The sequence below is a fragment of the Arthrobacter endolithicus genome, from assembly GCF_026627425.1.
In the GTDB taxonomy this organism is placed as follows: domain Bacteria; phylum Actinomycetota; class Actinomycetes; order Actinomycetales; family Micrococcaceae; genus Arthrobacter_M.
Genome location: NZ_JAPNLH010000006.1, coordinates 12,833 through 27,882, shown reverse-complemented (window position 1 = coordinate 27,882; position 15,050 = coordinate 12,833). Strand labels below are relative to the sequence as shown.

12 protein-coding genes are annotated in these 15,050 nt (G+C 65.1%); 3 read left to right on the top strand and 9 right to left on the bottom strand.

The window, feature by feature from the left end; translation table 11 throughout:
• Window positions 1–21: 21 nt before the first annotated feature.
• On the bottom strand, window positions 22–1,245 hold the full coding sequence (locus OS914_RS06775) for a glycine C-acetyltransferase (RefSeq protein WP_267545300.1): 1,224 nt from the start codon (window positions 1,243–1,245) through the stop codon (window positions 22–24).
• A 13-nt stretch (window positions 1,246–1,258) separates the two neighbouring features.
• Window positions 1,259–2,305 (bottom strand): L-threonine 3-dehydrogenase, encoded by a 1,047-nt coding sequence (gene tdh, locus OS914_RS06770; RefSeq protein WP_267545299.1) that lies wholly within the window; start codon window positions 2,303–2,305, stop codon window positions 1,259–1,261.
• A 212-nt stretch (window positions 2,306–2,517) separates the two neighbouring features.
• Here tdh and OS914_RS06765 point away from each other — a divergent pair, with 212 nt between their 5' ends.
• Window positions 2,518–3,423, top strand: coding sequence for a LysR family transcriptional regulator (locus OS914_RS06765; protein ID WP_267545298.1), 906 nt, complete (start codon window positions 2,518–2,520; stop codon window positions 3,421–3,423).
• A gap of 31 nt (window positions 3,424–3,454) precedes the next feature.
• Here OS914_RS06765 and OS914_RS06760 read toward each other — a convergent pair whose 3' ends face one another.
• The 6 genes from OS914_RS06760 to OS914_RS06735 form a co-directional block, all read right to left on the bottom strand.
• Window positions 3,455–5,335, bottom strand: a complete 1,881-nt coding sequence (locus OS914_RS06760; protein WP_267545297.1) for a glycoside hydrolase family 35 protein — start codon at window positions 5,333–5,335, stop codon at window positions 3,455–3,457.
• 2 nt (window positions 5,336–5,337) lie between these two features.
• On the bottom strand, window positions 5,338–6,540 hold the full coding sequence (locus tag OS914_RS06755) for a Gfo/Idh/MocA family protein (protein WP_267545296.1): 1,203 nt from the start codon (window positions 6,538–6,540) through the stop codon (window positions 5,338–5,340).
• 17 nt (window positions 6,541–6,557) lie between these two features.
• Window positions 6,558–7,601 carry a LacI family DNA-binding transcriptional regulator gene (locus OS914_RS06750; RefSeq protein WP_267545295.1) on the bottom strand — a complete coding sequence of 348 codons (1,044 nt, stop codon included), beginning with the start codon at window positions 7,599–7,601 and terminating at the stop codon, window positions 6,558–6,560.
• Between the two features lie 130 nt (window positions 7,602–7,731).
• Window positions 7,732–9,402: a type 2 periplasmic-binding domain-containing protein gene (locus OS914_RS06745; protein WP_267545294.1), complete on the bottom strand. Its 1,671-nt coding sequence runs from the start codon at window positions 9,400–9,402 to the stop codon at window positions 7,732–7,734.
• A gap of 16 nt (window positions 9,403–9,418) precedes the next feature.
• The gene (locus tag OS914_RS06740) at window positions 9,419–10,342 is read right to left on the bottom strand and encodes a carbohydrate ABC transporter permease (RefSeq protein WP_420713889.1); all 924 of its coding nucleotides are present in this window, start codon (window positions 10,340–10,342) and stop codon (window positions 9,419–9,421) included.
• 59 nt (window positions 10,343–10,401) lie between these two features.
• Window positions 10,402–11,445 (bottom strand): ABC transporter permease, encoded by a 1,044-nt coding sequence (locus OS914_RS06735; RefSeq protein WP_267545292.1) that lies wholly within the window; start codon window positions 11,443–11,445, stop codon window positions 10,402–10,404.
• Window positions 11,446–11,702: 257 nt separating this feature from the next.
• Here OS914_RS06735 and OS914_RS06730 point away from each other — a divergent pair, with 257 nt between their 5' ends.
• Together OS914_RS06730 and OS914_RS06725 are read left to right on the top strand one after the other, a co-directional pair.
• Window positions 11,703–12,701: an SUMF1/EgtB/PvdO family nonheme iron enzyme gene (locus tag OS914_RS06730; RefSeq protein WP_476375312.1), complete on the top strand. Its 999-nt coding sequence runs from the start codon at window positions 11,703–11,705 to the stop codon at window positions 12,699–12,701.
• A gap of 54 nt (window positions 12,702–12,755) precedes the next feature.
• Entirely contained in the window at window positions 12,756–14,249 is a 1,494-nt protein-coding gene (locus OS914_RS06725; protein ID WP_267545290.1) for an arylsulfatase, read from the top strand.
• Here OS914_RS06725 and OS914_RS06720 read toward each other — a convergent pair.
• Window positions 14,149–15,030, bottom strand: a complete 882-nt coding sequence (locus tag OS914_RS06720) for a hypothetical protein (protein WP_267545289.1) — start codon at window positions 15,028–15,030, stop codon at window positions 14,149–14,151. The genes OS914_RS06725 and OS914_RS06720 overlap by 101 nt on opposite strands.
• Window positions 15,031–15,050 lie beyond the last annotated feature (20 nt).

Genomic DNA, 15,050 nt, shown 5'->3' with positions numbered 1-15,050 from the left:
CGGGGTTGGCCTGCCAAGTCCCTACTCTCCGCCCGCCCCAGCGCGTGCGGCGACAAAGGCACGCACGCAAGTTTCGACGTCGTCCGCGCTGTGTGCGGCCGAAAGCTGGACCCGGATCCGCGCCGCGCCGCGCGGAACCACCGGGAAACTGAACGCGGTCACGTACACACCGTGGCCCAGCATCTGATCCGCCATGGTCGCCGCGAGAACGGCATCGCCGAACATCACCGGAACAATGGCATGCTCCCCCGGCAGCAGTTCGAAGCCCTCTTCGGTCATCCGGCGCCGGAAGTGCTCTGCGTTGCTGAACAGCGTGCTGCGCAGCTGCGCGGAGGTTTGAACCAGCTCCAGGGCCTTGAGCGTGGCGGCGACAATGGCTGGCGCCAGGGAATTCGAGAACAGGTAAGGCCGGGCTTTCTGCCGGAGCATCGCAACGATTTCCGCCCGGCCGGAGACATAACCGCCGGACGCGCCGCCGAGGGCCTTGCCGAAGGTCCCGGTATAGATGTCCACCCGGTCCGAGACGCCGGCGTGCTCGGGCGTGCCGGCACCGGTGGCACCCATGAAGCCGACGGCGTGGGAATCGTCCACCATGACCAGTGCGCCGTATTTGTCCGCCAGATCGCAGATCGCCGCCAGCGGTGCCAGGAACCCGTCCATGGAGAACACGCCGTCGGTGACGATGACGGTGCGGCGGGCGCCGGCACCGTCATTTAGCGCAGCGGCCTCGACGAGCGCCGCCTCCAGCTCGGCCATATCCTGATTCGCATAGCGGAAGCGCTTGCCCTTGCAGAGCCGGATCCCGTCGATAATGGAGGCATGGTTCAGTGCGTCCGAGATGACGGCGTCCTCGGGCCCGAAGAGGGATTCAAAGACTCCGCCATTGGCATCGAAGCAGGACGAAAACAGGATCGTGTCCTCGGTGCCCAGGAATGCCGAAACATGTGATTCCAGTTCCAGATGCAGGTCCTGGGTGCCGCAGATAAACCTGACCGAGGCCATGCCGAAGCCGCGTTCATCCATGGCGGACTTTGCCGTGGCAACAATCTCGGGATGGTCCGCCAGACCCAGATAGTTATTGGCGCAGAAGTTCAGCACCGGCTTGCCCTGGCCGTTGCCGTCCAGCGGTCCGGCCAGAATGTGGCTGGATTGTGCCGAGGAGATCCTGCGTTCGGTCTTAAAAAGTCCAGCCTCCCGGATTTCGTCCAATTCGGCAGCCAGTTGGTCTTTCATTGCGGTGTACATATAGCCTTGCTCCTTAGAATCCGGTCCAGTCCAGCACCACTTTGCCACCGGCGCCGGAGCGCGCGGCCGCGAAGCCCTCGTCCCACCGGGCCGCCGGCAGCGTGTCCGTCACCACCGCCGAAATGTGCCGATGCAGCACCTGGTTGGAGGACAGCATGGCGCTCATGGCGTACCAGGTCTCAAACATTTCCCGGCCGTACACTCCCTTCAGTGTGAGCATATGGGTGACAACCTTGCCCCAGTTGATGTCAATGGGGGCGCTGGGCAGGCCCAACATGGCGATCCGTCCACCATGGTTCATATTGTCGATCATTTCCGGCAGCGCCGTGGGATGGCCCGACATTTCGAGGCCGATGTCGAACCCTTCCCGCATACCGAGCTCACGCTGCGCGTCCTTTACCCGTGTGCGCGAAACATCGACGGCCAGGTCGACGCCCATACTGCGGGCCAGTTCCAGCCGTGGGGCGGAGACATCCGTAATCGCAATCTTCCGTGCGCCGGCATGGCGGGCGACGGCGATGGCCATCAGTCCGATGGGTCCAGCCCCCGTGATCAGGACGTCCTCTCCAACGAGCGGGAAGCTCAGCGCCGTATGTACTGCGTTGCCGAACGGATCAAAGATGGCGCCGAGCGCAGGGGTGACGGAGGTGTCGTGATGTACCCAGACATTTATTTCCGGTATCACGACATATTCGGCAAAAGCCCCGTCGCGCTGCACACCAACGGACTCGGTATTGATGCACATCTGACGGCGCCCCGCACGGCAGTTACGGCAGATTCCGCAGACAATGTGGCCTTCGCCGGAGACCCGGTCACCAACCTTCACATCCCGCACCTGGGCTCCGATCTCCACGACTTCACCGTAGAACTCGTGCCCGGGGATCAGCGGCGCATTGATGTTCTCCGCGGCCCAGGCATCCCAGGACTCGATGTGCAGGTCAGTGCCGCAGATGCCGGTCGTCATGACTCGGATCTTCACCTCATCCGGGCCGGCGTCGGGCTCCGGCCGGTCCACGAGCTCGAAGCCCGCATGGGGTCCGGATTTGTACAGTGCTTTCATTTGACCCGTGCTTTCATATGACCGGTGCTTTTATCGCAGCGGGTCTTCATGTGACCCGTGCCTTCATCTGACCGTTGCTTCATCGCTGTTCGTGCTTTATGTGCAGGCCCTCCCAGCGCTTCTACCCTCCATTAGATGTCTGAAGACACTTTAGAACAACTAGGAGTAACTCCATCGAGGATTAAGTTTTCCTACATGCTAGGTTGGCTGGAATGGAAATTCACCAGCTTCGGATGCTCCGGGAATTAGGCGAACTCGGCAGCGTCACCGCGGTGGCGCAGGCACTGTTTGTGACGCCGTCGGCCGTTTCCCAACAACTCGCCGCGCTGCACAAGAGCACCGGCGCCGTGCTGACCCGCAAGCAGGGGCGCAGATTGATCCTCACCGAGGCGGGCCAGGTACTGGCCGACGCCGGCGCCGACGTGATCAGTGCCATGGCGGAGGCGCGGGCAGCCATCGGCGCCTACCAGGACGACCGCGCCGGACACGTCACGATGAGCGGTTTCCACAGCGCCGGACAAGCGCTTTTTGCCCCGTTGGTCCGGCTCCTGCAAAGTCCGGGTTCGCCGAAGGTGCAGCTTTCGGATGAAGACGTGGCACAACAGGATTTCCCGGCGCTCACCGCACGCTATGACCTTGTGCTGGCGCACCGGATGGATCACAGCCCACCATGGCCCGCCGGCAGAATCAGCGTGATCGAGTTAGCGCGCGAACCCCTGGATGTGGCCCTCGCCGCCGGCCACCCGCTGGCCGCGTTAGAGGCCCTGACGCCCGGCGACGTCGCCGGCCACGATTGGGTGACCAGCCGCGGCGGCTACTCCCCGGCTGACGTCCTTGCCGCCGTCGGCGCCGTTTCCAGTAAACCGCCGGCCGTGGTGCACCGGATAAACGACTACTCCACGGTGGCGGCGTTGGTTGCCACCGGAAGCGTGCTGGGACTGCTGCCGCGCTACACGGCGAGCCCGGCGCTGAGCCCTGGCGTGACACTGCGTCCCCTGCGCGGCATCAGCACGCACCGTCGGATAGACATTCTGGCCAGGCCGGAGAGCCTCAAACGCCGGTCCGTCCTGCTGGTGATCGATGCGCTGCACGAAGCCATGGCAGAGCTGGTCAGCTGAATTAGTCAGGAGCCAACTGACCGCGCCCTAGTCAGCTCATGGAGGGAAGCGCCTCGGCCGGCGACGGGTCAGATCCCAGCTCTGGTTGGTCGCGCAGTTCCAGCTCGGTCCCCAGGTGTTCCAGCTCGAGAATGGTGATCCGGTTACGTCCGGGGCGCAGCAGCGGGGCCGGGATGTACAGCGTTATCTGGGGTCCGGCCTCCCAGTACCGGCCAAGCAGGAAGCCGTTGACCCAGGCGAAGCCCTTGCCGAATCCGGGCAGCGCCAGGTAGGCGTCGGCGGCTTTTGTGAGGTCGAACTCTGCAGCGGCGAAGCCCGCGCCAGCAATCGCGTGACCTTCGACGGCGGGTCCCGTGGAGGAGAGCACATCCAAGCGACCCTCGTCCAATTCCTCCAGCGGCACCAGGCGCTGCTCCCAGTGGAAGACGTGGCGCCGTCCGACCATGACGCCGCCCAGGATGCCCTTGCCCTGTCCCAGCAGCGGACCGTAGTTGATCCGGCCCTGGTTCTCGACCAGGATCTCCAGCCTTACCGGGTTCCCCGCACCCGTGACGGGGACGCCGTCGGCCGCGGTGGCATCATCGAGTACCCCGGCGAAGGCGCCGTCAACCCAGAGGTAGGCCCGGTCATGCAGATCCCGAATGCCGATGGTGGTCTCCGTCTCCGGCAGCACGGCCGTGGCACTGTACAGGACAAGCCCGCGGTCAAGCCCGAGCTGTTCGAAGCTGAGCGGCCGGACGCTGCGCACCGGCCGGCCCGAGCGCGCAAAATCCAGAAGCCCGACGCCGGGGCGCACGGCCAGCGTCTGCGGCGCCACTGTCGCCGTCGGCGTCGTGAGGCCAGCGGGGAGCGGCGGCAGTTCTTTGCCGGCCGCGGCATGGAACTCGGCACGCATGGCATGGAATTTATCCGTCAGGGTACCGTCCTCCGCGATCGGCGCGTCCGAGTCGTAGCTGGTGACGGTGGGCTGCAGGATCTTGTCATGGTTGCAGCCGGAGGTCAGCCCGAAATTGGTTCCGCCGTGGGCCATGTAGAGGCAGACGGAGCCGTCCCGCTCCAGCATCTGGCGCACCTCGGAAGCGGCCTCGGCCGCGTCCCGCGTATGGTGGTGTTCCTTCCAGTGGTCGAACCAGCCGTTCCAGAATTCCACATTGAAAAACGGCTCGCCCGGACGGCGGCGCTTCCAGGTTTCAATGGCCTCAGCGCCACGGCTGCCCAGTGTCGCCGTGGCCCAGGTATCCGGCAGGGCGCCGCCATCCAGGAAGTAATCCGTGCCGCCGTCGGCCGTGAAAAGGATCTCGGTGATGCCGCGCTCCTGCAGTGCCTGCCGGTTCCATCGCAGGTAGTCCCGGTCGTCGCCATAGCTGCCGTATTCGTTCTCCACCTGCACGGCGACGATGGGGCCGCCGTGGCCCGCCTGCAGCGGCGCCAGCTGGGGCAGGAGCCGGTCAAACCACGTCCCCACCACCGAGGTGAAGGCGGCGTCCGAGCTGCGCAGCCCCACACCGGGGATGGCAGTAACCCAGGATGGGAATCCGCCATTGTCCCATTCGGCACAGATATAGGGACCCGGGCGCACGATCACGTCCAGACCTGCCTGCTCCGCCAGCTGGATGAAATGTGCCACGTCGCGCCAACCGGAAAACTCCGGAGCCTCACCGGGCCTGGGCTGGTGGAAGTTCCAGGCGATATAGGTGTCCAGGGTGTTGGCGCCCATCGCCGCCAGCCGGGCTATGCGGTCCTCCCACTGCGCCGGATGGACCCGGAAGTAGTGAATGGCCCCCGCCAGGATCCGGTGCTCCCTGCCATTGCGGAACAGCGCGCCCTCGCGGATGGTGAGTGCTGGTTCGGGGGCGGAGGCGCCGGCGGGGGGTGTCCCTGGAATGCCCGGCCGGAGGTGAGCGTGCGTCATGGTTACAGGGCCGTCATACGTGCGGGCTGGCCGGCGTTGAAGTACTCCAACAGCTCGGGAGCCAGTTCCGGCACTGTGCGCGCGGAGCCGTCGGTACGCAGCGATTCGGTGGCGAGCACGCCGGCCGCCACGGCCTGGCGGGCAGCCACCGGGCTGGTCTGAGTCATGCCTCCGTGGCGGGCGAAGTCCAGGAACTCGGCGATCAGCTTCGGATCGGCCCCGCCGTGGCCGCCGTCGCCGCCGTCGCCGTCGAGGATCTCCACCTTTGCATCCGGCTCGCTGAAGCCGTCCTGGGTCCGGGTGGTCCAGACGTGGATGACGTCGCCCGGGCCGTCGCCGAAGTTCTCAATCCGGCCCCGGGTGCCGATCACCGTGTAGTTCCGCCAGTAATCGGGGGTGAAATGGCACTGCTGGTAGGACGCCAGCACCCCGTTATCCAGGACCATCTGCATCATCGAGATGTCCTCCACATCGATGACCGGGTTCAGATCCGTCTGCTCGGTCGGCGGCCAGTTGGCCAGGCTGAACCAGTCGCTCATGCGCCGATCAGAGTTGTCCCGTCTGCTCGCTACGTCGCCGTACACCGCAAGATCACCCACCGCCGACACCCTCTTTGTGTACCCGTTGGCCAGCCAGTGGATCACATCGATGTCGTGGGCGCCCTTTTGCAGCAGCAGGCCCGTGGTGTTGGCCCGCTCGGCGTGCCAGTCCTTGAAGTAGTAGTCCCCGCCATTGCCCACGAAATGCCGGCACCAGATGGCCTTGACCTCGCCGATGGTGCCGTCGAGTATCAGCTGGCGCATCTGCACGACGACGGGCATGTGCCGCATGTTGTGGCCGACGTAGAGCCGGGTCCCGGTCTCAAAGGCCGTCTGCAGGACCAGGTCCGCGGCCTCCAGGGTGACGTCCAGCGGCTTTTCGCAGAACGTCGGGATACCGGCCCTGAGCGTCTCAACGGCCACCACGGCATGCTGGTTGTCCGGGGTCAGGACCAGGACCGCATCCAAGCTGCTGGCCAGCAGCACGTCCAGGTCGTCGGTGACCTTCGCCGTCGGAATTTTTGCCGCCGCATCGGCACGGCCGCGCTTACTGGTGTCGCAGACAACGGTGACCTCGGAGCCTTGGCCCGGTTTGTGCGCGTGCTTCCACAGTCCCGCGCGCAGCCCGAATCCGACAACACCAATCTTCATATCAACTGTGTCCATTGCGTTTTGCATTCCCCTTACCTGAATCTGACTAAATCTGCTGACTGTACCTGCTGCTGAAGCGGCTGAACCTGCTGCTGCGCCTGCCGCTGCGCCGGCGCGGATTCGCGGGCGAACAGCTGCCACGGGAAGTCCAGTACGGCCGCTTCCCGCTCCGCGCCGGTGGCCCGGTCCAGCAGCAGCCGCGCCACCCTGTCGAAGAAATCAATGGGTCCCACCGAGCTCAGCGAGGGAGTCATCCGTTCCCCCTCCCCGGTGTTGCCCACGCCGATGATGTCAATGTCCCGGCCCACCGCCAGGCCCAGCCGCTGCGCGGCGTTGACCGCGCTCATCGCCGCATAGTCCGTGGTGGCATAGATTGCGGTGGGCCGCTCCGGGCCGGAGAGCATCCGCACCGCGGCGGCGTAGGCGCTGGCGGGCGTGACATCGAAGGTCTCCACGTAGTCCTCGCGCAGCTCCAGACCGGCACCGGCCAAGGCCTGGACATAGGCCAGGTAGCGCGACGGAGGTCCCGGCGCTGCGCTCCGGCCGGAGGTCAGGCAGCCCACCTTGCGGTGCTTTTTGAGCAGGTGCTCCATCGCCAGGACGCAGCCGGGGCCGGCCACGGAACGGATCACATCGAAGCCCTCCGGCGCCAGCGTCTCGTCGAATACCACCAGCCGGGTGCCCCGTTCCGCGAGCCTGCCCAGGCTGTCCCGGCTCTCCGGCGGCACGGCGTCGATGAAGACGGCGTCCGCGTCGTGGTTCCGCAGTACCTGGGCCCAGTCCGCGTCGGCCAGGATCATCGGCGTGATGCCCAGCGGAGCGGCGAGGCGTTGGACGGCCTCGATGACCTCCAGCGACCATGGGTCGGAGAGCATCGTCAGGGACAGCAGCACCGTATTCGTCCGGCCGGTCCGGATGGCCCGGGCCGCGGAATTCGGCTGGTAACCCAGCCGGTCAGCCGCGTCCCTGACACGCTGGACCGTGGCGGGGGAAACCCCGGCCTGTCCCTTGGCGCCGCGGCGCCCCGAGAGTACATACGAGACGGTCGCCGTCGAGACTCCCGCCTCCCCTGCCACACTCCGGATAGTAGCCCGCATTCCGATGCCCCAATCACTGCTGAAGTCCTACCTGATGGTTACTGTAGCCGCGGCGGCGGGCCCTGAGGACCAGCCACCGCGGCAGTGCCGCCGAACGCGGCGGATCACGCTAGGCGCCGAACACCGGCACGTCCGCGGGCAGCGCCTTCTGGTACTCCTCGCGGATCTTGTCTCCGCCGCCGGCCTTCCAGCGCTTCACCGCATCCTTGAAGTCGGAGACCTTGGCGCGGCCGGTGATGATGTCGATGGTCTTATCCGTGATGATCTTGTTGATCTTCGCCCCCACCTTGGCGTTGGTGTCCGAGTACGAGCCGTTGGTCGGATTGCGCCAGGCGAAGTCCAGCAGCTTCTTTTCCTGCTCATAGATGTACTTGGTGTCATCCGGGAATGCCGGGTTGAACACCACGTTCTCCGGGCTGGACATGATGTTCAGGGCGCTGGCTACGCCGGGGATGTCCTTCAGCCCGGATTCGGTCATGACCGGGTTGCCGCCGCCGTCCGTCGTGTAGTCCTGGCCGGCTTCGCCGTAGTTCTTCTGCAGGTATTCGGCGCTGCCGAACGGCGCGGACAGGTAGTTCATCAGCGCCAGCAGCTCGCTGATCTTGCCCTCATCGGCCTTCTTGAAAGCCGTGAAGCCAACGGTTCCGTAACCCATGTCATAGGTGGGCCTGATCTTTCCATCGAAACCGAAGGGAATCAGGATCGCCGTCTGGGCATCCTTGTCCAGGTTGCGGTAGCGGGCGATGTTGTGGGGTCCCACGATCACCTGGGCGGCGACGGTGCCGTTGACAATCCGGTTGGAAATGTCCGTGGCATTGACGTCCGGGTAGAAGCAGCCAGCGGTGAACAGTTTGGCCGCATATTCCAGGCCCGCCTCATACTGCGGCGTTTCATAGCGGTTGGTGAGGGTGCGGTCCTTGTTGACCGCCCAGCCGTTCGGGGCACCGAGCCATTCGGTGATCATGTGCAGCATGTTGATGTAGGCCGGCTCCAGCGCGTACTTGCCCTCGTTGGGCCGGGTCAGCTCCTTCGCCTTCTGGAAGAACTCATCCGCGCTGCCCGCGGTCAGGCCGCCCACCTGCGCCCAGGTGGTCTTGTTTCCGGCCATCACCTGTCCGAAGGGGGTGCTGGGGATCGGCGCGCCCCAGATCTTGCCGTTGACGACGGCAGTCTTCCAGGAGTCCGGTTTCAGTGCGGCCAGGTTGGGGTACTCCAGCACGGAGTCGCCCGAGAGGTACTTGGTCAGGTCCTGGAATTTGGCTTCCAGCATCGGGCCGATGTTCGGGATACCCTGGTTCGGCGGTACCCACATCATGTCCGGCAGGGTGTCGCTGGCCAGGATGGTGGCGAACTTGGCCGGGTACCCATCTCCGACGTCCTCGGCGATCTGCAGGTCCAGTGTGCCGCCGAGTTTGGCGTTGAGCCGCTGCCAGAACTTGTTGTCCGCCATCGCGGGGGACATGGTCTCGAAGGTTTCCGTCAGGCCCGTGACCTTGCCCTTGAGCGGCGGCGTCTTCACCGTCTGCACCGGGCTGGGCATCGTCAGGAAACCAGCCTGCAACCCCTTGGCGTTGCCCGCGAAATCCGGGGTAATCCCGGTGAATTCCTTGTAGGTGGGCAGTTTGACGCCGGCGGATGCCGCGCCGCCGCCGCTGGCACCGGAGCCAGTACCGCCGCAGCCGGCCAGTGATCCGCCCACGGCCACGGCTGTGACGGAAAGCCCCGCGAGGCCCAGGAAGTTGCGCCGGCTGACGCCGGCATCTTTGGAGGTGCGAGTCATCGCATGTCCTTTCTCTTTATCCCTTGATGGCGCCGGTAATGACGCCCTTGTTGAAGTGCTTCTGCAGGAATGGGTAGACGAGCAGAATGGGCAGCAGCGCCACGACGACGATGGCCATCTGCATGGACTGCGGCGGCGGTGTGGAGGCGATCCCCAGCTGGTCGGCCAGGCCGCCGCCCTGCACCACGTAGTTGCGCAGCACCAGCTGGACGGGGAACTTGGTCTGGTCGTTGATGTAGAGCATTGCGTTGAAGAAGGCGTTCCAGAATCCGACGGCGTAGAACAGGCCGACGACGGCGACCACGGCCTTAGAGAGCGGCAGCACGATTTTCCACAGAATTTTGACGTCGCTGGCACCGTCGATCCGGGCCGCCTCGATGAGCTCCTGCGGAATGTTCATGAAGAAGGATCGCATCACCACAAAGTTGAAGGCTCCGAAGATGCCCGGCAGGATCAGCGACCACAAGGTGTCCAGCAACCCCAGTTGCTTGACCATAAGGAACATCGGAATCAGGCCGGGGGCGAACAGCAGCGTAAAGAGCACCATCAGCAGCACGGGCCGGCCGAAGAGCACCGGACGGCTGGTGGCGTACGCCATGGTGATCGTGACGAACAGGGCCAACACGGTTCCGACCGCCGTCACGACGGCGCTCACCCCCAGTGCGCGGAACATGAACTGTCCGCTGAAGATGGCCTGGTAGGCCTGCAGCGTCGGGTGCGTGGGCCACAGCACGTAGCCGCCCGCGGCCACCAGCTGTTGGTCATCCGCCAGGGAGGTTGAAACCACCAGCAGGATCGGCAGCACGATGGAAAGCGTGATAAGTCCCAGAACGACGGCCTTGATGGCCTGGTAGAGCGGCGAGACCGGTTCCTTCCAGGCCGGACGTGTGGGATTAAAAGTCAGTCCCTTGGTCTGTCTGCCGGATGTCTTCCGGACCATTGTGTCTGTTGCCATGAGATGTCTCCTTAGGTGGCTGGATTCCGGGCGCAGGCCCGTAATCAGCCGGCCTTTTTCGAAAAGATTCCGGGTTCGCCCAACCTGTGCGCCACCTTGTTGGCCGCGAAAATCAGGAGTGCGCCAACGATGCCCTTGGCGAGGCCGGCCGCGGCGCCGATGCTCCAGCCGCCGCCCACCACGCCGGCAAAGTAGGTGAAGGTATCCAGCACTTCCGAGGCCCCCGGACCCACCGCGTCGTGCTGGAGCAGGAACTGTTCAAAGCCGACGCTGAGGATGTCCCCAATGCGCAGGATGAGCAGCAGGATGATGATGGACCGCAGGCCGGGCAGCGTGATGTGCCACATCCGGCGCCACCGCCCTGCCCCATCCGCGGCCGCGGCCTCATAAAGGGACCCATCTATGCTGGCCAGCGAGGCAAGGAAAATGATCATCGCCCAGCCGGCGTCCTTCCACACCAGCTGCACGGTGGCCAGCAGCGGGAACGTATCCGGGTTGGTCATGAAGGGAAGAGCATCCAGTCCCAGGTGCCGCAGCTCATTGTTGACCAGCCCCGCCCCGCCCAGCACTTGCTGGAACAGCGCAATAACCAGGACCCAGGACAAGAAGTGCGGCAGGTAGACAATGCTCTGGAACCACCTGCGGATCCTGGAGCTCATGAGCGAGTCCACAATCAGCGCCAATCCCAGCGGGACCGGAAAGAAAAGCACCAGCTGCCAGAGCGCCAGCACCAGAGTGTTCCGCAGCGCCACCCAGAAGTCCGGGTTGAAATAGAGATCCACGAAGTTCTGGAAACCGACCCAGTCGCTGTCTCCGATGCCCAGAAATGGTTGGTAGTCCTGAAAGGCAATGACATTGCCAAGAATGGGGATGTAGAAGAAGAGCAAGAGGAAGAGCACACCCGGCACCATCATCAACAGCATCTGCCGGTCGCGCTTCCACCGCACCTTGAAACTACGTCCGGCGAAACTCTGTTTAGCGACCGCGGACGCTTTCTTCTTCCCGCCCCGGAATTTACCCGGTCCGGTCGAAGCCGCGGCGTGTTCGGGCGCCGGCGCCGACGGTGCCTCACTCGTTGTCGAGCTCATCCGTGTCTCCTCTTACTTTTGGGCTGCGGCGAAGGACGCAAACTGTGACCTGCACCTCGTTAACCGTTTAACAAAGGTAAGGGATGAATTCCAGAAATGCAATAACTTGATCGAACTCACGAGTAACATGCATCTTTCGTCATGTAGCCCGGCGACATCGGGCCTTGGTCGGGCTACTATATAGCGGAGGACGGCCTAAATCATCGATCAACGCCGCCGCCGCCGCCACCAACCGAACCGAACCGAACCGAGGATCCATGGTGCAGTGCTGCAGGCCGCAGGGCCGCGACAAGCCTCCAGATGTGGCCGGTCATGTCGCCGGCGGCCTAGAGAGCCAACGCGGCGGGGCCGGCAACGGAAGCCCGCCGGCCGCCGTCTTCCATCAGGACGTCAGAATTCCGGGCGGCACCTTCGCGATGGGGGATCCGTTCGGGGAAGGTTACGCCGGTGACGGTGAAACGCCCGTCCACCAGGTTAGTCTGGAGTCCTTCCGGATCGACTCCGCCGCGGTCAATAATGCCCAGTTCGCGGCCTTTGTCGAGACGACCGGATACCGGACCGAGTCGGAAATCTACGGCACGTCCGCCGTTTTCCATCTCACGGTCCGCGCTGAACCGCAGGACATCCTTGGCACAGTGGGCGATGTCCCGTGGTGGCTGAACGTGCGCGCAGCCGACTGGGCACACCCGATGGGCCGCCTTTCCGCTTGGCTGGAGGCGCCGGACCACCCGGTGACACACGTCTCCCACAATGATGCGCTGGCGTACTGCGCCTGGGCCGGACGCCGGCTGCCCACCGAAGCAGAGTGGGAGTTCGCCGCCCGCGGTGGGCTAAACCAGGCCCGCTATCCGTGGGGCAACGAGCTGCAGCCGCTGGATGCGCGGGGCGTCCCGGAGCACCACTGCAACATCTGGCAGGGCGTCTTCCCCACCGGAAACACGCTCGACGACGGCTTCCCGACCACGGTTCCCGTGCGCACCTTTGAGTCCAATGGCTTTGGGCTGTACCAGACCAGCGGCAACGTCTGGGAGTGGTGCAGCGACTGGTTCCTGCCCAAGTACTACCGGACCTGCGCCGCCGTCGGAACCGTGGAAAACCCGCAGGGGCCGAGCATCGGGCGCGGACGGGTAATGCGGGGCGGCTCCTACCTGTGCCACGAGTCGTACTGCAACCGTTACCGGCTGGCCGCCCGCAGTTCCAACTCCCCCGACTCGGCCGCGGGCAACTGCGGTTTCCGGACCGTGGCGGTTGGCTGAGTTGCGGCCGGACAAAACCGGACGGACCGAACGAAGGAAAGGTGGCCAGTCCCCATGAGGCGACCCAATGTCGTCCTGATCTGCGCCGACGAATGGCGCGGCGACTGCCTTTCCGGCGCTGACCACCCCTACCTCCAAACCCCACATCTGGACGAACTGGCCCGCAAGGGCACGCGTTTTGAGCACGCGTATTCCGCCACACCCACCTGCGTGCCTGCCCGCGTTGCACTCTTCACGGGCCAGTCGCAGGAACGGCACGGACGGGTCGGCTACCAGGAGGGCGTCCCCTTCGACGTTGCGCACCCCGTTACAATCCAGGGCGAGTTCCGCAAGGCTGGCTACCAAACCCAAGCGATCGGCAAGATGCATGTCTTCCCGGAGCGGAGTCGAATCGGCTTCGACGACGTCATCCTGCACGATGGTTTCCTACACTTCGCCCGGCAGCAGCATCGGCTCAATTTCAGGTTCTTCGACGACTACGTCCCCTGGCTTCGCCGGCAGCCGGGCGTGAACCCGGACGAGGAATACTTCGACCACGGGGTCAATTGTAATTCCACCGTCGCCCGTCCCTGGGACAAGGCCGAGCGCTTGCACCCGACCAGCTGGGCCGGCAGCCAGGCTGTTAACTGGTTGTACCGACGGGATCCGACCAGGCCCTTCTTCCTGTACCTGTCCTTCCACCGGCCGCACCCGCCCTACGATCCGCCGGCGTGGGCCTTCGAACAGTATCTGGACCTGCCCGCATTCGGACGCCGGTTGGGCAATTGGGAGCACCATTTCGATTCCGTCCGGACCGATGGGCTGCACCAGGCCGCGTTCGGCACCCTGCCCGAGGCGGTGACGCACCGCGCAAGGGCCGGCTACTACGGGCTAATGGCCCACGTCGACCTGCAGATCATGAGGATGCAGGAGGCTCTCTCCGACTTTGGGCTCACCGACGACACTGTGATCGCATTTACCAGCGATCATGGCGAGATGATGGGCGACCACGACTTCTACCGCAAAGCCGTCGGCTATGAAGGCTCGGCCCGGATCCCGTTCATCATTGCCCCCGCGCCCTCTGATGCGAAGGCAGCCCGGCAGATTGTCGTCGACCAGGTTGTGGAATTGCGGGACGTGATGCCCACCCTGCTGGACCTGGCCGGCATCCCGGTCCCGCCGGAGTGCGACGGCAAATCCCTGGTTCCGTTGCTGCACGGCGAAGCCGGTGTTCCGGTCCGGGACTGGCTGCACGGCGAGCATGTCTATTTCGGACAGTCCCTGCAGTGGGTCACCGATGGTCATGTGAAGTACCTGTGGGCCTCGGGCTGGGGCACCGAAGAGCTGTTCGATCTGGATGCGGATCCGGGTGAGCTGGACAATTTAGCGGATGATTCGGCGCACGCCGAGCTGCTGGCACTGTGGAAGTCCCGGCTGATCCGGGACCTGAACGGCCGGGAGGAGGGCTTTATCGAGGACGGGCGGCTGGTCGCGGGGAAGGCCGTGACCTCCATCCTCCGGCACACGCGCGAACGGTTGGCAGGCGCTGAAGCCCATCTGCCCGGGTGACGTCCTGGTCCTGGTCCGCCGGTTCGACGACGAGCACCGTCGCATCGTCGGCAGCCTCACCGATGTCGCGCTGATGGGACCGGAGCCGGTGCATCAATTCAAGCGCCGCGACAGGGTCGGCCACGCGGCGCAGGAACTCTTCCGGGCCGGCAACCAAGCCAAGGTCGACGGCGCGCCAGGCTCCGTCGCTTGCCATCACCAGCAGCGCGGGCGGACCAAGCTGGGCCACGAACGCGTGCGCTGCGGCCTCCGGCTCACGCCGCGCAACCCACAGTCCCTCGGCGGTGTTCCGCCGCTCGCGATCCGCCCGCAGCAGCCGGCTGCGCTCGGCGGGGTCATGTGCTCCCGGCGCCGGCTCCAGTTTCCGCTGTACGCGGACATCGGCCAGCTCACTCATCACGTGCTCAACGCCGCCGTCTGCCAGCTCCACCACCACGTGGCAGTCGGCCAGGCTGAGGACTTCGACGCCGTCGTCATGCAAGTGCGCTACGGAAACGGCCGCGCTGGGAAAGCGCACACGTTCGGCCCCCACCAGCGGTCCGCCGGTACGGTCCACCGTGATCAGCCCGCGGGCCAGCAGCCCCCGGGTCCCCACGCGCTCCTCGGGACCAGCAGCACGGAGCGCTCCGGCGTACGCCGCCTCGGCCAAGGCCGCCGACAGCGTCTGCGCCAGCCAGGACGGATCCGAGGCGGCAGGAAGGCCCAGCGGCTCCAGCAGCGACGTCGCCCCGTCGATCATCCAGGCGTTCGCTCCGACAAATCCGCAGGCATCCTCCTGCACACGTTCGTCCCCCTAGGACT